Origin of the sequence: Streptomyces sp. NPDC058289, from assembly GCF_042880975.1 — a bacterium.
GTDB classification, from domain to species: Bacteria; Actinomycetota; Actinomycetes; order Streptomycetales; family Streptomycetaceae; genus Streptomyces; species Streptomyces stoeckheimensis.
Window position 1 is genome coordinate 1 of sequence record NZ_JBHVYI010000061.1, and the last position, 19044, is coordinate 19044.

Consider the following 19044-nt stretch of genomic DNA (forward strand, 5'->3'; position numbering starts at 1 on the left):
TGCTCAGGAAGCGGGCGTGAACTTCGTCGCGGCGGGCGCCGCGCTGGCCTCCTTGACCACCTTCATGCCGCCCGGGACCGTCGCATCGGGCTTCAGGATCACGCTCTCTCGGGTGGAGGGGGCCTTCGGGTCCGAGAAGTCGTGGGTGATGCCGAAGCCGTTGTCGTAGGACTTCAGGCTCAGCAGCGCCGCGCGGATGCCCTCGCGGGTCAGGTCCTTGTCGGCGCAGGCCTTCTTCAGCACCTCCCCGAACAGGGTGCCGGCGGTGAAGCCGGCCACCACGCCGTTGTCCAGGCCCGAGTCCGGGTACTCCGCCTTGTACGCGGCGGCCAGGGCCGCCGGGCCCGCCTCGGTCGAGCCGATCGGCAGGGCCGAGGAGGCGACGTAGTAGTCCTTCTGCAGGGCCGCGCCCGCCGGGGTGGCCAGGAGCTGCGGGGAGAAGGCCGAGTTGTTGCCGACGATCGGGACGCCCCATCCGCCCGCTGCGGCGACTCCGACGAGCGAGGCCGCCTGGCGGGGGCCCGCGCTGATGACCACGGCCTTGACCCCGGCCTGCTTGAGCGCGGCGACCTGGGCCGTCATGTCGTTGTCGGTCGGCTTGATCTTCTGTTCGACGATGGTCAGGCCGGCCTCCGCGGCAATGGCCTTGGCCCCGGTCAGCGCGTTCTCGCCGTAGTCGCCCTCGAAGTAGACGTGCCCGATCTTGTCGCCCGAGGCGATCCGCTTCTGGTCGAGGAGATAGCCGACCGCGTTGATGGTCTCGATGTCGTACGTCGCGCCCACCGTACGGATGTACGGGCTGCCGAGCAGGGAGGCGGACCAGGCCTGCGGGATGACCAGCCCCTTGTCCTGACCGTCGATCCGCTGCTTGACGGCGGAGACGAACGGGGAGCCGATGAACTGGGCGAAGCCCAGCACCGAGGGCTCCAGCTCCGTGTAGGCGGCGAGGGCCTTCTGCGGGTCGTAGCCGTGGTCGCGGACCGTCAGCTCGATGGTGCGGCCGCAGATGCCGCCCGCCGCGTTGGTCTGCTTCGCCCACAGCTGCTGGGCCTGGGTGACGCTCTTGCCGAGGGAGGCGTAGACGCCGGTCATGTCGGTGAGCGCGCCGAGCTTGATGGCCTTGTCGCTCACCCCGAGGCCCGTCTTGACCCCGCCGGCGGCGGGCTTGTCGCCATCGGCGGTCTTGGCCTTGCCACTGCACCCGGCGGCGCCGGTCAGGACGAGTGCGGCCGCCAGGATCGCGGCAGCGTGCCTTCTTCTGTTCACGTTCGCTCCTTCGAGGGTGTGGTGCGGGTGCGGGTGCGGACGATCCGGGTGATGCCGGTGAGACCGCCGGGCAGGAACAGGACGGCCACGACGACGGCCGCTCCGTACAGGTAGCGCGAGGCCTCGCCCGGCGAGACACCGCCCGTTCCGGGGGCGGAGACCAGCGGCAGGGCGTCGCTGTAGCGGGTGAGGAGTTGGGGCAGGAGGGAGACGAAGACGGCGCCCACGACGGCTCCCGAGACGGTGCCCAGGCCCCCGATCACGATCATGGCGAGGTACTCCAGGGACAGCACCATGCCGAAGTAGTCGGGCACGGTGCGCTGGAAGACCAGGGCCAGCAGGACACCGGCGAGCCCCGCGTACATGGACGACAGGACGAAGACGGCGGCCCGGTACCGTGCGACCGGCACACCCATCACCCCGGCGGCGATGCTGTGGTCGCGCAGGGCGTTCATGGCCCGGCCGGGCCGGCCCCGCAGGACCCCGCGGGCGAACAGGGCCCCGGCGAGGAGGGCTGCGAGGGCGACGTACCAGAGCTTCTCGGCGGACTGGAAGGGGACCGCGGCGATGACGGTCTCGGTGTCGTCGAAGGTGAAGCCGAAGAGGGACAGCGGCTCCACCTCCCGGCCGTTGAACCCGCCGGTGACGCTGGTGGCGTTGAACAGCACGTGCTGGCCGATGAAGATCAGCGCGAGCGTGGCGATGCCGAGGTACGCGCCGCGCAGCCGGCCGGCGATGGGGCTGAAGAGGCCTCCCGCCGCCCCGGCGAGGGCGACGGCCAGGATGGCGGCGAGCCAGCTGGGCAGACCGAGTCCGACCAGCTTGTGGCTGCCCGCCGTACTGCCGTCCCCGGCGAGCGCGCAGTACCCGTAGGCGCCCACGGCGAGGAAGAAGGCGTGGCCCATCGACAGCTGGCCGGTGGCTCCGGTGAGCAGGTTGAGCCCGATGGCCCCGATGGCGGCGGCGATGGCGAACAGCCCGGCTTGCAGCCAGAACCGGTCGAGGTAGAACGGCAGTACAAGGAGGACCAGGACGGCGGCTGCCGACGCCGCGTTCCGGGTGCTGAGCAGCCGGGGCCGGGAGGCCGCCACCGGGGCGACGGCCTCGGGGTGCAGCACGGGGCTGCGGGTGTCAGACACGGGCGAGCTCCTTCGTGCCGAAGAGTCCGGCGGGACGGATCAGCAGGACCGCGACCATCACCAGGTACGGGGCCAGGTCGCCGATGCCGCGCCCGAGGAAGGCCAGTTGGCCCTGGTAGCCGGTGGCCATTGCCTCGGTGACTCCGACGATCAGGCCGCCGGCCAGTGCGCCGCTGGTGGAGTCGAGCCCGCCCAGGATCGCGGCCGGGAAGGCCTTGAGGGCGGCGAGGGAGGTGGCCCGCTCCAGGCCGGGCGTGGGGAAGACGGTCAGGAAGAGGGCGGCGACGGCGGCCAGCGCCCCGGCCACCGCCCATGCGGCGAGGGAGACCCGGCCCAGCCGTACGCCCATCAGCGCGGCCGTTTCGGGCTGTTCGGCGGCGGCGCGCATGGCGACGCCCCAGGAGGTGTGGCGGAAGACGAGCAGGAACACGGTGATCAGCAGCCCGGCGGCGAGGATCGCGGCGATCCGGGTCTGGGGCACGACGACCGGTCCGAGGTGGACGACGCGGTCGCCCCAGGGATCGCCGAGCGAGAGCACGTCGGTGCCGATGCGCCGGGTGAGGTCGGTGATGAGGAGGATGTCGACGCCGATGGTGACGATGGCCAGCACGCTCTGGTCCTGGCCCCGGTAGCGCCGCATCACCAGGAACTCGATGGCCGCCCCGACCGCGGCGGCCGCGAGGGTGCCGGCCAGGAGGGCGCCCCAGAATCCGAGCTCCTCGTGCAGGGTGGCGGTGACGTACCCGCCGGCTAGCAGCAGCGAGGCGTGGGCGAAGTTGACCACCTCGGTGGCCTTGAAGATGACCACGAAGCCGAGCGCGATCAGTGCGTAGACGGAGCCCATGGAGAGCCCGCCGAGGAGCAGTTCGAGGAAAGTGGTCATGCGGCCGGTTCCTCCTCTCCGAGGTATGCGCGGATGACCGCGGGATCGTTCTGCACCTGCGCGGGAGTTCCGCCGCCGATGCGTTTGCCGAAGTCGAGTACGGTCACCGCGTCCGCGAGCCGCATCACGACCCCCATGTCGTGTTCGACCAGGACGATCGAGATGCCCAGGCCGTCCCGCACGCCCGCGATGACGGCGGCGGTGCGCTGCCTCTCGTCGGCGGTCATGCCGGCGACGGGTTCGTCGAGGAGTAGCAGCTTGGGTTCCATGCACAGGGCCCGGGCCAGTTCGACGAGTTTCTGCTTTCCGTACGGGAGGGAGCCGGCGGGCGCCGCGAGGTCGTCCTCCAGGCCCACGAACTCGGCTATTTCCCGGACTCGTTCGCGGTGCCGACGGTCTTCGCGGGCGGCGGCGGGCAGCCGGAGTCCGGCGGCCAGGAACCCGGTCCGCATCAGCCGGTGGCGGCCCAGCAGGAGGCTGTCGGCGACGGTGGTGTGCGGGGGCAGCGCCAGGTTCTGGAAGGTGCGGGCGATGCCGAGGTCGGCGACGGCGTGCGGGGCGAGGCCGGTGAGCTCTGCGGCGCCGAAGTGCACGCTTCCGGCGGTGGCCCGGTACACCCCGGACAGTACGTTGAAGCAGGTCGACTTGCCCGCTCCGTTGGGTCCGATGACGGCGTGGACGCTGCCGGGGTCCACCGTGAAGGAGACCGAGTCGAGCGCGGTCAGCCCGGAGAAGCGGACGGTGACGTCGGTGACGGTCAGCGCCGGCGGGGACGAGGACTCGCTCACGCGGACCACCTGCGCAATTCCCGCGGGGCCCCGGCGCTCGCCGGCGCCGGTGCGCCTTCGTCGGTGATGCCGAGGTAGCGGCGCCGTACCTCGTCCGAGGCGGCCAGCTCGGCGGCCGGGCCGTCGAGGGTGACCTCGCCGACCTCCAGGACGTAGGCGTGGGAGGAGAGCCGCAGCGCCAGGGCGGCGTTCTGCTCGACGAGGAGGACCGAGGCGCCCGAGGCGTTGATCTCGGTGATGGTCTCGGCGATGGTGACGGCCATCTTGGGCGCCAGCCCGAGCGTAGGTTCGTCGAGCAGCAGCAGCCGCGGGCGGGCCATCACCGCCCGGCCCAGGGCAAGCATCTGCTGTTCGCCGCCGGACAGCAGTCCGGCCCGCTGCCGGGCCCGCTGGGCCAGTACGGGGAACAGCTCGTGCACTCGGGCCAGGGAGCGGGCGTGGTCGGCGCGGGATCCGGCGCGGCCTCCCAGGGCGCCGGCCCGCAGGTTGTCGGCGACGGTCATGCGGGTGAAGATCTTGCGTCCCTCGGGTACTTGGACCACCCCTGCGGCGACGACCCGGTCCGGGCTGAGCCCGTCCAGCGGCTTGCCGTCGAAAGTGACAGTGCCGTCCGTCACGGTGCCCCGGTGGAAGCCGAGCGTCCGGGACACCGCGCGCAGCAGCGTCGACTTCCCGGCGCCGTTCCCACCGAGTACGACGACCACTGCGCCGGCGGGCACGTCGAGCGATACGGAGCGCAGTGCCCGGACCGGCCCGTAGCCGACGGAGAGCGCGCGTACCTGTAGCGAACCCACGTGTTTCCTTCCTCTGGGCAGCCTTGTGCTGGCGCACAGACCAGCACCGTGACGGGGCGGGCGTCCACCGGCGGATGCGGAATCGCTGCCGATGACCAGCCTTGGAACTCGCGCGTTGTGCACGGGCACAGACCGGCCGCGCACGCCCCTGGCGGCGGCGGGGGGCCGGGTGACATCCTCGGCGGCCATGGGTGGACGCAGAACACGCACGGAACAGGAGTGGTCGGTCCTGCTGTCGGCAGCGGACGTACTGATCACCGACATTCCCGGACTCACCGATCAGCTCATCGGGGACCTGGCGAGGCACTCGCCGCTCTTCGACCTGGCCGTTCCGCGGGACGAACACTGGAGCCAGGTCAGCAAGGCCATGCACTACGGGATCGAGGCCTTCGCCGCACGCCGGTCGGCCCCGCGCCATGACCTCTCGTACGCGGAGGAACTGGGCCGACGACGCGCCGAGCAGGGGTTGCCGCTGGACCTGCTGCTCTACGCGTACCGCAGGGCGGGCCGGCTCACCTGGGACGCGCTGCTGGACATCGTCACCGAGAAGGAGCCGGAGGCGCTGCCCGTGCTGGCCCGCGCGGCCGGGGCCATGTGGGCGGGGATCGAGCAGCAGGCCGCCGCGACCGCGGAGGCGTACCGCACCGCGGAGCTGGAGATGCGCCGGCGCAGCGACGAGCGGGCCCAGGCCCTGCTGGACGCCCTGCTGGAGGGGGACAGCGCACCGGCCCTGGCCGCCCAGGTGGCACTGGCCCTGGACCTGCCGGAACAGGGGCGGTACGCGGTGGTGGTGCTGCCGGCCGACCGCGGCGATGCGGTGCACCGGGTGGTGGCGGCGGGCGGGATGCGGCTGTTCTGGCGGATGCGCACGGAGCGGGAGCTGGCCGTGGTGGCGCTGGGCGACTCCTCGCCGGCCGAGCTGGCGGCGGAGCTCGCGGACCGCTGCCCGGGACCGGGCGGGATCAGCCCTGTGGTGGACGGGCTGGCCGAGCTGGGCCGGGCCCGGCGGCTGGCGGAGACGGCGCTGCGGACCTGCGGGCAGGACGAACGGGTGCTGGTGCAGCTGTCCGACCGGCTGCCCATGGCCCTGGTGGTGCGCCAGCCCGAGCTCTCGACCGAGCTGGTCCAGGCGGTGCTCGGCCCCCTGCTGGAGCTGGACCCGGCGGACCGGGCGATGCTGCTGGAGACCCTCGACGCCTGGCTGGCGGCGGAGGGTTCGGCGGGCCGCGCGGCGAGCCGCCTGTACTGCCACCGCAATACGGTCTTCAACCGGCTGCGCCGACTGGAGCACCTGACGTCGAAGTCCCTGTCCCGTCCCCGGGACCTGATCGCGCTGACCCTGGCGCGGGACGCGTACCGGCTGTCGGGAGGCTGAGCGGGCCCGGCGGCGTGACCGGTGCGTCGGGCGGTACGTCGGGCGCGGCATCAGGCGGTACGTCGGGCGCAGCGTCGGGCGCAGCGTGGGGGGCGGCGGACGGTGCGCCCGGCCGGCGGGACCGGTGCACCCGTCGACGAGACCGGTACGTCCTGCGGCGCCCCGGTACGTCCACCGACGAGACCGGTGATTCCGTCGGCGAGACCGGTGATTCCACCGATGTGCGGTCGCGGAGTGCGCCGTGACAGTGGTCCGGCCAGCGACAGCGGCGGGAACCACCGTCAGGCGGCACGGACTCGGCACTCAGCCGGGCACGGGCCACCGCCGGGACGGCTCCGCCACGACCGAGAGGACGACTCCGTCGTGCAGCAGCAACACTCCGAGAACGCCCACCAGGCCCACTCCGACCACGGCGCCGCCGGTACGAGGGGGCGGTCCGTCGACCCCGCCCGCGGCGGGACGCGGCTCCGTTCGCTCGTGTCCGGACTGGCTGCGCTCGTGACGATCGGCGCGATCGCCACGTTCACTGCGTCCGGAGCACAGGCCGCGGCCAACCCGTACGAGCGGGGCCCCGCGCCGACCAACTCGAGCATCGAGGCCCTCCGCGGCTCCTACGCGGTGTCGCAGACCAACGTCTCCTCCCTGGGGGTCACCGGCTTCGGCGGCGGCACCATCTACTACCCGACGTCCACCGCGGACGGGACCTTCGGTGCCGTGGTGATCTCACCCGGCTTCACCGCCTACCAGTCGTCGATCGCCTGGCTCGGCCCGCGCCTGGCTTCCCAGGGCTTCATCGTCCTGACCATCGACACGCTCACCACCCTCGACCAGCCCGACAGCAGGGGGCGCCAACTGCTCTCCGCCCTGGACTACTTGACGGAGCGCAGCACCGTCCGCACCAGGATCGACAGCAGCCGGCTCGGTGTGATGGGCCACTCCATGGGCGGCGGCGGCACGCTGGAGGCCGCCAAGAGCCGGCCCTCGCTGCAGGCGGCGATCGCGCTCACCGGCTGGAACACCGACAAGTCCTGGCCCGAGATCAAGACCCCCACCCTGATCGTCGGGGCCGACGGCGACACGGTCGCACCGGTCCTCACGCACTCGGAGCCCTTCTACACGAGCCTCCCCAGCTCGCTCGACAAGGCGTACCTGGAACTCAACAACGCCACGCACTTCACCCCGAACAGCTCGGACACCACGATCGCGAAGTACAGCATTTCGTGGCTCAAGCGGTTCATCGACAACGACACCCGCTACGAGCAGTTCCTCTGCCCGGTGCCGAGCCCGAGCCTGACCATCGAGGAGTACCGGGGCAACTGCCCCCACACTTCCTGAATCGCCGCCGGTAGGCGGGAGGTCGTTCCGTTTCGGCCTCCCACCTGCTGCGTCCGGTCTTCCGCCATTGTTTACACGGCAGTAACCTCACCGGCGTGACCGGACACACGACTGTGGCAAGTCCTTGCCGGATTTACGGCCGCACGACCGAACTGGCAGCTGTGGCCGCCCTGTCGGATCAGCTCCGGCCCCGACACGGCGGGGCGCTGCTGCTCGTGGCGGAGCCCGGCCTCGGCCGCAGCGCTCTTCTCGCATGGGCCGCCAACGAGTTCACGCTCGGACCGGTCCTGCGCCCCCGACGCCTCCCCGGCGAGCCTCGCCCCTACGACGGCATGCACGCACTGCTGTGCGCGGCGGCCGAAAGGAGGGGCGCGGCGCCGCCGCGGGCCGCTTTCGGAACGGCCCGGCCGGCCGGACTGCCCGAACTGCTGGGGCAGTACGTCCCCGAGGAAGATCCGCTGCTGGTCTGCGTGGACGACGTACACCTGTGGGACGCGCCCTCACGGGCCGTCCTCGGCTCGGCCGCACGGCGTCCCGACCCCGCGCGCCCGATCGGACTCCTGCTCTCGGTCGCGGAACACCGGGCGGACGATCCCGAATTCGCGGGGCTGCCCGTGGTCCGCTTCGGCCCGCTCGACGACGGCGCGGCGACGGCCCTGCTCCGCGACCTCACCGAGGGGGGCCTGGACCCTTCCGTACGCTCGGAGTTGCTGTCCGAGGCCGAAGGCAACCCGGCCGTCCTGACGGCCCTCGCCCAGCGCCTGACACCGGATCAGCTCGGCGGCCATCGGCCGCTGCCCCGTCCGCTCGTGGACGGCGGCGCCCTGTGGGCCGTCTTCGGGAGCCGCCTCGCCCCGCTGCCCTCCCCCACCCGACAGCTCCTGCTCCTGGTGGCGGCCGCGCACGAGCCCGATCCCGACGCGGCCGGGGCGGATGCCTCCCTGGTCCTGCGGGCCGCCCGCAAAGCCGGACTGGACCCTGCCGCGCTGGACCCCGCCGAGGCAGCGAGGCTGGTGCACCACGACGGGGACCGCATCGCCTTCGCGGGCTCCTTGCTCCGCCGGACGGCCTACTCCGGCGCGCCGTCCTCGCAGCGGCGGGCCGCCCACGCGCTGCTCGCCTCGGTCATCGACGCCGACCGCTTTCGCCTGCGCCACCTCCTCCACCTCGCCCTGGCCGTGCAAGGGCCCGACGCCGGCCTCGCGGCCGGCCTCGTCGAGGCGGCCGCTCCCGGCACGCCGACGTCCGGAATGGAACGCTCGGCCGCCCTGTCCAGGGCCGCCGAGCTCACCGCCCACGAGGATGCCCGTACCGCACGCCTCACCGCCGCGGCGGACTACGCCCGTCTGTCGGGACATCCCCGCAGGGCGCACCGGCTGCTGGCGGCCACCCGGGAGGGCGCGTCCCCCGATGCGGTGCAGGGCCGCACGGAACTCGTGCGGGGCAGCATGGCCCTGCGGGACGGCCCGGTCGGCGACGCCTACCAGGCGCTGCTCATGGCCGCGGAGCGGCTCGACCCGTCCGACGCGGAGGCGGCTCTGGAAGCCAGGATGGAGGCGATGGACGCGGCGTGGGCCGCGGGCGACGCCGCCGCGTGCATCGCGGCCCTCGCCGAGGCACCGCTCGCGACTCCGCCACGGGACCCCGCCTTCGCCTACGCGTCGGCGGAGCCCGCCGACCCGTTCTCGCCGGTCCGGCACGTGGCGTCCGTACGATCCGGCCCCCAGCCGCAGCCCCATCCGCGTCCCCAGCCACAGCCGACCGCCGCCGCTCCCCGGCATCCGATGCTCGACTACCGGGCGGGGCTGCGCACGGCGATCGACGGGCACCTGGCCGAGGCCGAACCGCCGCTGCGCCGGGTCCTCGACCGTGCGCGGGACGACGACGACCCGACCCGCCTGCTGCGGGCCGGGGTGGCAGCGCTCGTGCTCGGCGACATCGCGGCGGCATGCCGGGCCAATGCGCGGGCCCTGGCCGTGGCCCGGTCGCGGGGGCTGGCCTCCCTCACCCCGCGGATCCTTGAACACCTCGCGTATGCCGAGCTGCGGGCCGGCCAGCACGCCCGGGCCAGGGCCCACGCGCAGGAAGGCCTCCGCTCCGCCCACCGGGCCGGCCAGCGCAACGTGGCCGCCGGTCAGCACGCGATCCTGGCCCTGGTCGCCTCGGTCGAGGACGACGCGGCAGCCGTCGCCGCGCACGCCGGAGCCGCCGTGGAGATCGCACGCCCGCACGGGCTCCTCCAAGCCGTCACCCTGGCCGAGTGGGCCTCGGCGCGCGCGGACCTGTGCCGCGGCCGGCCCTTCGAGGCCGCCGCCCGGCTCGGCCCGCTGACCAGGCCGGGGCCGGGGCGCGGCCACTTCGCCGTCCGCATGCTCGCCCTGCCGTGCTTCGTGGAAGCGGCCGTACAGTCAGGGGCTTCGACGGAAGCGAAGGCAGCCGTCGAGGAGTTCGCCCTCTGGGCCGCCCAGGGCACCGACCCGCAGGCACCGGCGCAGTTGGCCCGGTGCCGGGCCCTGGTCGCCCCGCCGGACGACACGGCCGACGCGTTCTTCGCCCGGGCACTGGACCTGCACGAGGGGGTGCACGGCGACTTCGAGCGGGCCCGCACCCAATTGCTGTACGGGAAGTGGCTGCGCCGTCGGCGCCGTCCGGCCGAGGCGAAGAACCGGCTGCGGGACGCGCTGGTCACCTTCGAGCGCTGCGGGGCCCCGGCCTGGGCCGAGCAGACCCGTGCCGAACTGCGGGCGACCGGCGAGGCGCCCGCCCCCGTAGCGGAGGGTGGGCTGGCCCTGCTCACACCGCAACAGTTGCGGATCGCACGCTGTGTGGCCGAGGGTGCCACCAACCGGGAGGTGGCCCTGAGCCTCTCCGTCAGCCCGCGCACCGTCGACCACCACCTGCGCAACGTCTTCGCGCTGCTCGGAGTGCGCTCGCGGACGGAGCTCTCCCGGCTCGTGGACCGGGCCGAAAGGGGCGGCGCACAGCCGTGAGGGGCCTAGGTATGCGAAAGCGCCCGGCCGGTATGTACCGGCCGGGCGTTTTCGTGTCCCCGTGTTCCGCTGGTGGTTTAGTACCAGTGGTGGTTCTGCCAGAAGGTCCAGGCGCCGGCGGGGCTGCCGTAGCGGGAGTTCATGTAGTCCAGGCCCCACTTGATCTGGGTGGCCGGGTTGGTCTTCCAGTCCGAGCCCGCCGAGGACATCTTCGAGGCCGGCAGGGCCTGGACCAGGCCGTAAGCACCCGAGGAGGAGTTCGTGGCCGTGTGGTCCCAGCCGCTCTCGCGGGACACGATGTTGTTGAACGCCGCGAACTGAGCCGGGTCCTTGATCATCTGCTGGGCGATCGCCTTGGCACTCATCGGGGCGGCCTGCGCGGGAACCGCGGCCAGCATGGAACCGGCAACGCCCAGGGCGAGGACGGTACCCGCGAGGGTCTTCTTCGAAGCGGCGATGCGGCGGATGACGACGTTCGACACGGACGGACCTTTCGACGGGGACAAGGGCAGTCGCAGACATGCGTGAGCCACTCACGTGAAGGAGAGGGGTTCGTCGGCGGGAGCAGGAGAACCGGGGGTGAGCCCGGGGGATCTCCGTCCGCCTTGCGACTCATCCAGTTCTACGGGGGTAGAGCGCGCCTGGCAACGACCCCTCTTACTAGTGGTCCTCGCAGCCGGGGCGCAACGACCCCCCTCCGACCGGGCGGGTGTCACCCCTGGTGGGGGCCGGTCTGAGGGGGTGGGTAAGGGCCGTTTCAGGACTACTATCCCGCTTGGTATGTGACCAAGGTCCTGTGGGGCGGGTCACCGCCGGGAGCCCCGAATCTCACCCTCCGTGGTGGGCTGTGTCCCTTTCGGGGGAAGGTGGGTGGATGGATCCGGTCCCTGGATCGAAGGCCACAGGCCCATCGAAGGCTGCCATTCACACGGTCCACCGCAACGCCCGCAGTAGCCGGCATCCCGGCGCCCCTTTCGGACCCCCAGCCCCGAGGGCCGGCCCAGACGCCGGGGACGGTTCGATCTGGTGTCTCTCGCACCTGCGATCACGGGGCCGGTGGCGGCGGCGTGGCCGGGTGGTCCGTACGGCGTGTCCGTCGTGCGCGGCTGCAGAGGCCCGGGACCGCTGCCTAGCGTGGACCCATGAGCACCCGTACGACACTGCCCATCGCCGGGTACGGCATCCGGTTCGCCCGGCCTTCCGAGTCCGGGGCGGTCGCCGCCCTGCTGGCCCGAGCCTTCTCCGACGACCCGGTCATGGCGTGGATGGTCCCCGCCTCAGCCGATCGGGAACGCCGGATCGCCCGCTACTTCGAGCTCGCCCAGCGTCAGCAGCGACCCCGCGCGGGCGGTGTACGGGTCGCCGCGACCAGCGACGGGCGGCTGCTGGCGGCCGCCTTGTGGTCGGGGCCCGGGCGCTGGAAGGCCTCTGCGGTACGAGAGCTGGCGGCGCTCCCCACCTACGTGCGCGTCTTCGGACTCCGAGGGATGTCGCGGGCCGGCGAGGTCGAGAACCTCATGCACGGTTCCCATCCGGACACTCCGCACTGGTACCTGCCGTCCGTGGGGACGGACCCGGGGCTCCAGGGGACGGGAGTCGGTTCGGCGCTGTTGCGCCAGCAGTTGGCCGACTGCGACAGGCTCGGGCAGCCCGCCTACCTGGAGTCCAGCAAGGCCGCCAACGTTCCCTTCTACGAACGGCTGGGTTTCCGCGTCACCTCCGAGCTCCGTCTCCCGCAGGACGGACCCACCCTCTGGCCCATGTGGCGCGAGCCCTCGCCCGCAGCCCCGCCCGCGTCTCCGTGAGCCCGACGCCGATGAGGGAGCGGCGTCCGGCTCACGGGCTGGGAGAGGAGACCTGCTCGGCATCGCCTTCGCGCCGACCGTGCCCGTGTCCGTGCCCGTGTCCGTGCCCGCCTTCGCCCGCCGCCGCTAGCGTGAGGACCCCGACGCGTCACCGGCCGGGGCCGTGGCGGCGGGGTCCTCAGGCACGGCCGCGAGGACGAAGGCGTGCCCTGCCGGATCACTGAACCGACGCAGCGTCGTGCGGTTGTCCAGCCGGCTGCCGTCCTCTTCGGCTGCCAGCGGGCGCGCGCCGAGTGCCACGGCCTCCCGCTCGGCTTCGTCGAGGGCCTCGGCCGCCACCAGGATCCGCAGATGGGCTTGCTGGGAGTCCTCCGGCGCCGGCCAGCTCGGCGGCACGTGGTTCGCATCGCGCCGGACCCCGAGGATCACCACGCCGGAGCCGCCGGTGAGGAGGATCAGTTCCCCGTCCCCCGGCGCCGGGCCGGCCGCGGCTCCGAGCAGTTCGGCGTAGAACCTGGCCAGGGGTTCGGGCTCGGCGCAGTCCAGGACGAGGACGCTTGTCTTGAGTACGGTCATGGCCCTCGTGTGCCCTGGGCCTTCGCCTGTACGCGCACCGCACGGGCTCCTTCCGTCGGCGGTTGGGGGGACAGCGTCCGCGCCCGGCCGCCGCACCGTCCGTTCCCGTACCGCGCATGGGCCCATCAAGGTCGGGTAACCGCGCCTCGAAACGTCCTGAAGGACGACCCGCACCTCGGGGGTGCGGGACTGCTGACGACACGGAAGGGATGCGCATGTCGCACGTCGAGGAGTACGTCGAGGTCAACGTCCCCGTACGCACGGCTTACGACCAGTGGACGCAGTTCGAGGACTTCCCCGTCTTCATGGAGGGGGTCGAACGGATCGTCCAGCGCACCGACACGCTCACCCACTGGGTGACGAACGTGAACGGGGTGCAGCGCGAGTTCGACGCGCAGATCACCGAGCAGCTCCCGGACCGGCGCGTCGCGTGGATCACGGTGGACGGTGAGGCCCGCCAGGCCGGGCTCGTCACCTTCCAGCCGGTCGACGCGACGACCACGAAGGTCGTCCTGCACATGAACTGGGTGCCCGACGGTTTGGCCGAGACGGCCGCCGACAAGCTCGGCTTCGTCAAGCGTCAGGTCGCGGGTGATCTGAAGCGGTTCAAGCTCTTCATCGAGGGGCGCGGAATCGCGACCGGCGCCTGGCGCGGCGAGATCTGACCGCGATGGGAATCCGCCCGGCGCACGGGGGCGCCGGCGCCGCTTCCCGGGGGGCCCGTACCGCGGGAGACGGTGTGAATCAGAGGGGTTCCAGGTCGAGGAAGGCCGTGGGGGACGGTCCGCCGGCGCCCGGGGTGTCGGGGAGGGACTGCTCCGCCCAGATGACTTTGCCGTCGGGCGTGTAGCGGGTGCCCCATTGGTCGCTGACCTGCGCCACCAGGAACAGGCCGCGCCCTCCCTCGTCCGTGGTGGCGGCGTAGCGCGGATGCGGGGCGGTATTGCTGCCGTCCCACACCTCGCAGGTCAGAGTGCGGGCGTGCAGCAGCCGTACCCGGACCGGCTCGCTGCCGTACCGCAGGGCGTTGGTGACCAGTTCGCTGAGGATCAGCTCGGTGGTGAAGCCGAGCTCCGACAGACCCCATTCGTCGAGCTGTTTCACCGCGACGCTCCGCATGGCGGCCACCGCACTCGGCTGGAACGGCATGTCCCACTCCGCGACCCGGTCCGCGCCGAGGGTCCGCGTCCGCGCGATGAGCAGCGCCACGTCGTCGGTCGGACGGGCCGGCAGCAGGAGATCGAGTACGGCCCGGCAGCTCTCCGCCGGGTCCCGGTCCGGATGGCTCAGCGCCGCGCGGAGCAGCTCCAGCCCCTCGCCGATGTCCCGGGTCCGCTCCTCGATCAGTCCGTCCGTGTACAGGACGAGCTGGCTGCCTTCCGCCAGGTACAGCTCCGCGGTTTCGAACGGAATGCCACCCAGCCCCAGCGGGGGCCCGGCCGGCAGGTCCACGATGTCCGTCGTGCCGTCGGGAGCGACCACGAGGGGTGGCAGATGCCCTGCCCGCGCCATGGTGCAGCGCTGGGACACCGGGTCGTAGACGGCGTACAGGCAGGTCGCGCCGAGTACGCCGCCGTCCAGGTCGTCGGCGGCCCCGTCTCGGTCGATGCGCTGCACGAGGTCGTCCAGGCGGGCGAGGATCTCGTCGGGCGGCAGGTCGAGGCTGGAGAAGTTGTGCACCGCCGTGCGGAGCCGCCCCATGGTGGCCGCGGCGTGCAGTCCGTGCCCGACGACGTCTCCGACGACCAGCGCGACCCGGCTGCCCGGCAGGGGGATCACGTCGAACCAGTCGCCGCCCACCCCGGACTGGGCGGGCAGGTAGAAGTGCGCCACGTCCACGGCGCTCTGCTCGGGCAGGGCGCGCGGCAGCAGGCTGCGCTGGAGGGTCTCGGCGAGGGCGTGTTCACGGGTGTAGCGGCGGGCGTTGTCCATGCTGACCGCGGCACGGGCGACGAGTTCCTCGGCCAGTGACAGCTCGTCCTCGTCGAAGGGCTCCGGCTTCTGCGACCGCCAGAAGTTGACCACGCCGAGTACGACGCCCCGTGCCCTGAGCGGGGCCACGATGAGCGAGTGGATTCCGTAATCGACGATGGCCCGGGCTCGCGGCGGGTCCTGGGCGTGCCAGCCTGGCGCGTCGGCCAGGTCCTGGACGAGTTCCGCTTCGCCGGTGCCGTAGCCGCGCGCCTGAGGGGTGGACGGAAGGAAGTCGATCAGCCACCCGCGCGGGTAGAGGGGATGGTCGGAGCGGATGCCGCTGACCGCCGTGCGCCGCATGTCGGCACCGGCGCCGGGTTCGTCGCCGTCGAGCACCGAGTCGGCCAGGTCGACCGTGACGAAGTCGGCGAACCGGGGCACGGCGACGGCGGCGAGTTCCTCGGCCGTCCGCACCACGTCGAGGGTCGTTCCGACCTCGCCTCCCGCGTCGTACAGCAGCTTGAGCCGTCTGCGGGCCGTGTCGGCGCGGCTCGTCAGGACCTGCATCTCGGTGGAGTCCCGGATGGTGACCACGGCGCCCTCCTGCCGACGGCCTCCGGGGTGGGTGGGCCGCTGGTTGACCACGAGCAGCCGGTCGCCCGTTTCGAGCACCTCGTCGGTGGCCACGCGGCCCGACAGCAGGAGGTCCGCCATCCGGCGGTTCAGGCCGGGCACGTTCCCGACGCTGCGTCCCTCGGCGTCTTCCGGCAGGTCGAGCAGCCGTTTGGCCTCGTCGTTGGCCAGCCGTAGCCGCCCGTCGCCGTCAGTGATCAGAACCCCTTCGCGGACGGCGTGGAGCACCGCGTCATGGTGCTCGTACATGCGGGTCATCTCCTCCGTACCGAGCCCGTGGGTCTGCCGGCGCAGCCGCCGGCTGATCAGGGCCGTGCCGCCGGTGGCCAGGGCCAGGCCGGTCGCGATGGCCAGGAGGATGACCGGGAGCTGACGGTCGACGACACCGGTCACGTTCTTCACCGTCAGGCCCGCCGAGACCAGGGCGACGACTCGGCCGTCGGCCGCGGTGACCGGCACCACCGCCTGGATCTCCTTGCCGAGCGGACCCTGCACGCTCTCGGTGTGGACCTGTCCGGCGAGCGAGGGCTCGATCGTGCCGACGAACCGTTTTCCGATGCGGTCCGGCTGGGGATGGCTGTACCGGATGCCGTTGGTGTCCATCACCACGACGAAGTCCACGCCGGCGGCCTTGCGCGTCGTCTCGGCGAGGGGTTGCAGGAGGGCCGACGGATCGGGCGTCTTCAGCGCGTCCTGCAGGCCCAGGGAGTGGGCAACGCTCTGCGCGACGGCAACCGACCGGTTGCGTGCCTCCCGGTCACTGTCGTGCCGTGACTGGAGCAGCAGGGACAGTAGTGCGCCGGCGGCGAGCAACACCACGATCGCCACCTGAAGGACGAAGACCTGTCCGGCGACGCTTCGTAGTCTGTTGCCTAGGAGTGACCGCACCGACACACCAGGCACGGGTGGCAAGGAAGGGTCACGCACCCAGTTGTAGCACCTCTGGGCGTCCGTGGCCCCCCGGCATGCAGCATGCCGCACCGGCATTCACACGCAGGCCGCGCTCATGGTCGTCGGCCCAGCGGGCCGGGGGCGCGGGATCAGGCCATGGTTCCGTCACCCGACCGGTCCAACAGGTCCTAGAGTGTGCGCGTGACCGAGCAGAAATCCGAACTCATCGCCGGCCGGTACCAGCTGGTCGAATGCATCGGCCAGGGGGGTATGGGCCGGGTTTGGCGCGGCGTCGACCAGCAGCTCTTCGGACGCGAGGTCGCCATCAAGGAGATCCTCTTCCCGGCGGGGCTGAACGACGGCGACCGCGCGACGCTGCTCAGGCGTTTCACCGGCGAGGCCCGCGCGGCGGTCGCTCTCAGCCATCCCGGGATCATCACCATCCACGATGTCGTCGAGCACCACGGCGCCCCCGTCATCGTCATGGAGTTCGTCCGGGGGCAGTCCCTCGCCGCGGCCATCCGCGAGCAGGGCCGGCTGCCCGTGGAGCGCGTGGCGGAGATAGGGGCCGCGTTGCTCGGCGCGCTCGCCGAAGCACACGACGCGCGGATCATCCACCGCGACATCAAGCCGGACAACGTGCTCCTGACCAAGGACCGCGTCGTCCTCACCGACTTCGGCATCGCCCACCTGGCTGACGCCACGACCAAGCTCAGCCAGAGCGGGACCGTCATCGGCACCCCGCACTACATGCCCCCGGAGCAGTTGGAGGGCAGGCGCCCGACGCCCGCCAACGACCTGTGGGCGCTCGGCGCCACCCTCTACCACGCCGTCGAGGGACGCCCGCCGTTCGAGGCCGACGGGCTCCACGCGCTTGCCGTGGCCGTCTTCACCCGCCCGCACCGGCCGCCGACGCACGCCGGCCTGCTGGCGCCCGTACTGGACGCGCTCCTGACGAAGGATCCGGCGCAACGCGTCGGCGCCGCCGAGGCCGCCGAGCTGCTGGCGTCGGCGCTGCGGTCCTCCCGGTCCCGGGCGGACACGACCGCAGAGACCGTTCCGCGCGAGTCCGTACCGGTACCCCTCCCGGAGGCGGCGACGGAGCACGCTCCGACCCCGACCGCGCGGGAAACGGAGCTGCCGTCCCCGCCTCACCTGCCGACGCCCACGGCCGAGGAACCGGCGCACACGCCCGAGGAACCGACGGACACGCCCGATACCCTCCGCCGGCCCGTACCGGAGCGGCCGACCACCCCGCCCGTGGCCGTGCCCTCGGCCGAGGATCTGATCTCGCTCGGCTGGGCGGACCAGCGGGGGCGGGACGAAGGTGCGTCCGCCCGACGGCGCGCCCTCACGCGGCGCTCCGCCGTGCTGGGGGTGGCCATGGTCACGCTCGCAGCCGGTTCCGTTCTGACCTGGAAGCTGACCCGTGACGACCCGCCCGACGGCGGGACGCCCAGTGGCGGCTCCGCGGCCTCCACCATCACAGTGGTCATCGGAGTGGACGCCCCGCTCAGCGGCAACCTGTCGGCCATGGGGGTCGGCATGAAGAACTCCGCCGACCTGGCGGCCAGGACCTCCAACCGCACCGGGCACGTACCCGGCGTGAACTTCGAGATCAAAGCTCTGGACGACGAGGCCGCTCCCGCCAAGGGCCGGCCGAACGCCACCCAATTCATCGACGACGAGAAGGTGCTCGGCGTTGTCGGGCCGCTCACCTCCGGGGTCGCCAAGACCATGGCGGAACCGCTCGGACGGGCGAACCTCGTCAACGTGTCACCCGCCAACACCGACCCCGTGCTGACACTGGGCCCCCACTGGGCCAAGGGGTCCAAGTCCCGCCCGTACAAGACCTACTTCCGAACCGTCGCCACGGACGTCGACCAGGGGCCGTTCGCCGCCCGGTACCTCCACGGCGAGGCCGGGAAGAGGAAGCTCTACCTCATCGACGACGGCAGCGACTACGGCAGCGGCCTCACTTCCGGGTTCAGTGCCGCGTTCACCAAGGTCGGCGGAACCGTCGTGGGTACGGACCGGGTTGATCCCGCGCAGGACGACTTCTCCTACCTGGCCTCCCAGATTCGGGCCTCCGGCGCCGATGCCGTGTACTTCGGCGGCTACTACGACACCGCCGGGCCGCTCTCCGCGCAGCTCAAGCAGGCGGGCGTGACCGTCCCCCTGATGGGCGGCGACGGCATCTTCGACCAGCAGTTCCTCACTACGAACACGAAGGCGGAGGGCGACCTCGCCACGGGCCTCGGCGTTCCTGCCGAGGACCTGGCAAAGGGAGGGGACTTCCTCAAGCAGTACCAGGAGGCGGGGTACCCGGAGGCGGCCGGTTCGTACGGCCCCTACGCGTACGACGCGACCTGGGCCGTCATCGAGGCGGTGAAGGCCGTGGTGGAGGCCCATGGCGGAGCCCTCCCCGCGGACGCCCGGGCGCAGATGCCGCAGGCCGTGTCGGGGCTGGCGTTCGACGGCGTCACCGGTCGCGTGGCCTTCGACGAGTACGGCGACACGGTCAACCGCCAACTGACGGTGTACGCGGTGAAGGGCGGCAGCTGGACGACCGTGAAGAGCGGCCCCGGTACCCCCTGATCCCGCCGGAGGCGCCGTGGCTCCCCCCTTGGCAGCCACGGCGCCTCCTGTCCTGCC

Annotated in this window: 14 protein-coding genes; 6 read left to right on the forward strand and 8 right to left on the reverse strand. The window is 72.4% G+C overall.

Annotated elements, in window-relative coordinates; all coding sequences use genetic code 11:
* Window positions 1–3 precede the first annotated feature (3 nt).
* From ACFVX6_RS27410 to ACFVX6_RS27430, 5 genes are read right to left on the reverse strand one after another with little or no spacing between them, the layout of a single operon-like run.
* Window positions 4–1266, reverse strand: a complete 1263-nt coding sequence (locus ACFVX6_RS27410) for an ABC transporter substrate-binding protein (RefSeq protein ID WP_389695795.1) — start codon at window positions 1264–1266, stop codon at window positions 4–6.
* A complete protein-coding gene (locus tag ACFVX6_RS27415; protein WP_389695797.1) occupies window positions 1263–2405 on the reverse strand; it encodes a branched-chain amino acid ABC transporter permease in 1143 nt (380 codons plus the stop codon). The genes ACFVX6_RS27410 and ACFVX6_RS27415 overlap by 4 nt, the downstream gene beginning before the upstream one ends.
* Window positions 2398–3288 carry a branched-chain amino acid ABC transporter permease gene (locus tag ACFVX6_RS27420; protein WP_389695799.1) on the reverse strand — a complete coding sequence of 297 codons (891 nt, stop codon included), beginning with the start codon at window positions 3286–3288 and terminating at the stop codon, window positions 2398–2400. Before ACFVX6_RS27420 ends, ACFVX6_RS27415 begins: the two co-directional genes overlap by 8 nt.
* Window positions 3285–4085, reverse strand: coding sequence for an ABC transporter ATP-binding protein (locus ACFVX6_RS27425; protein WP_389695801.1), 801 nt, complete (start codon window positions 4083–4085; stop codon window positions 3285–3287). The genes ACFVX6_RS27420 and ACFVX6_RS27425 overlap by 4 nt, the downstream gene beginning before the upstream one ends.
* Window positions 4073–4870, reverse strand: coding sequence for an ABC transporter ATP-binding protein (locus tag ACFVX6_RS27430; protein WP_389695803.1), 798 nt, complete (start codon window positions 4868–4870; stop codon window positions 4073–4075). The genes ACFVX6_RS27425 and ACFVX6_RS27430 overlap by 13 nt, the downstream gene beginning before the upstream one ends.
* Before the next feature lie 187 nt (window positions 4871–5057).
* Here ACFVX6_RS27430 and ACFVX6_RS27435 point away from each other — a divergent pair, with 187 nt between their 5' ends.
* From ACFVX6_RS27435 to ACFVX6_RS27445, 3 genes are all read left to right on the forward strand, one after another.
* The gene (locus ACFVX6_RS27435; protein WP_389695805.1) at window positions 5058–6245 is read left to right on the forward strand and encodes a PucR family transcriptional regulator; all 1188 of its coding nucleotides are present in this window, start codon (window positions 5058–5060) and stop codon (window positions 6243–6245) included.
* 477 nt (window positions 6246–6722) lie between these two features.
* A complete protein-coding gene (locus tag ACFVX6_RS27440) occupies window positions 6723–7580 on the forward strand; it encodes an alpha/beta hydrolase family protein (RefSeq protein ID WP_389695877.1) in 858 nt (285 codons plus the stop codon).
* Between the two features lie 161 nt (window positions 7581–7741).
* Window positions 7742–10570: a LuxR C-terminal-related transcriptional regulator gene (locus ACFVX6_RS27445; RefSeq protein WP_389695807.1), complete on the forward strand. Its 2829-nt coding sequence runs from the start codon at window positions 7742–7744 to the stop codon at window positions 10568–10570.
* A 77-nt stretch (window positions 10571–10647) separates the two neighbouring features.
* On the opposite strand, the gene ACFVX6_RS27450 is transcribed toward ACFVX6_RS27445, so the two are convergent.
* On the reverse strand, window positions 10648–11052 hold the full coding sequence (locus tag ACFVX6_RS27450) for a transglycosylase SLT domain-containing protein (protein WP_389695809.1): 405 nt from the start codon (window positions 11050–11052) through the stop codon (window positions 10648–10650).
* Between the two features lie 660 nt (window positions 11053–11712).
* On the opposite strand from ACFVX6_RS27450, the gene ACFVX6_RS27455 reads away from it, so the two are divergent.
* Window positions 11713–12375 (forward strand): GNAT family N-acetyltransferase, encoded by a 663-nt coding sequence (locus ACFVX6_RS27455; protein ID WP_389695811.1) that lies wholly within the window; start codon window positions 11713–11715, stop codon window positions 12373–12375.
* A gap of 126 nt (window positions 12376–12501) precedes the next feature.
* Here the strand turns inward: ACFVX6_RS27455 and ACFVX6_RS27460 are convergent, their stop codons facing one another.
* A complete protein-coding gene (locus ACFVX6_RS27460; protein WP_389695813.1) occupies window positions 12502–12951 on the reverse strand; it encodes a VOC family protein in 450 nt (149 codons plus the stop codon).
* Window positions 12952–13166: 215 nt separating this feature from the next.
* Between ACFVX6_RS27460 and ACFVX6_RS27465 the strand changes: the two genes are divergently transcribed.
* Window positions 13167–13616, forward strand: a complete 450-nt coding sequence (locus ACFVX6_RS27465; RefSeq protein ID WP_389695815.1) for an SRPBCC family protein — start codon at window positions 13167–13169, stop codon at window positions 13614–13616.
* Between the two features lie 79 nt (window positions 13617–13695).
* Here ACFVX6_RS27465 and ACFVX6_RS27470 read toward each other — a convergent pair whose 3' ends face one another.
* Window positions 13696–16392, reverse strand: a complete 2697-nt coding sequence (locus ACFVX6_RS27470) for a SpoIIE family protein phosphatase (RefSeq protein ID WP_389695878.1) — start codon at window positions 16390–16392, stop codon at window positions 13696–13698.
* 198 nt (window positions 16393–16590) lie between these two features.
* On the opposite strand from ACFVX6_RS27470, the gene ACFVX6_RS27475 reads away from it, so the two are divergent.
* Entirely contained in the window at window positions 16591–18987 is a 2397-nt protein-coding gene (locus tag ACFVX6_RS27475; RefSeq protein WP_389695817.1) for an ABC transporter substrate-binding protein, read from the forward strand.
* The last annotated feature ends 57 nt before the right edge of the window (window positions 18988–19044 follow it).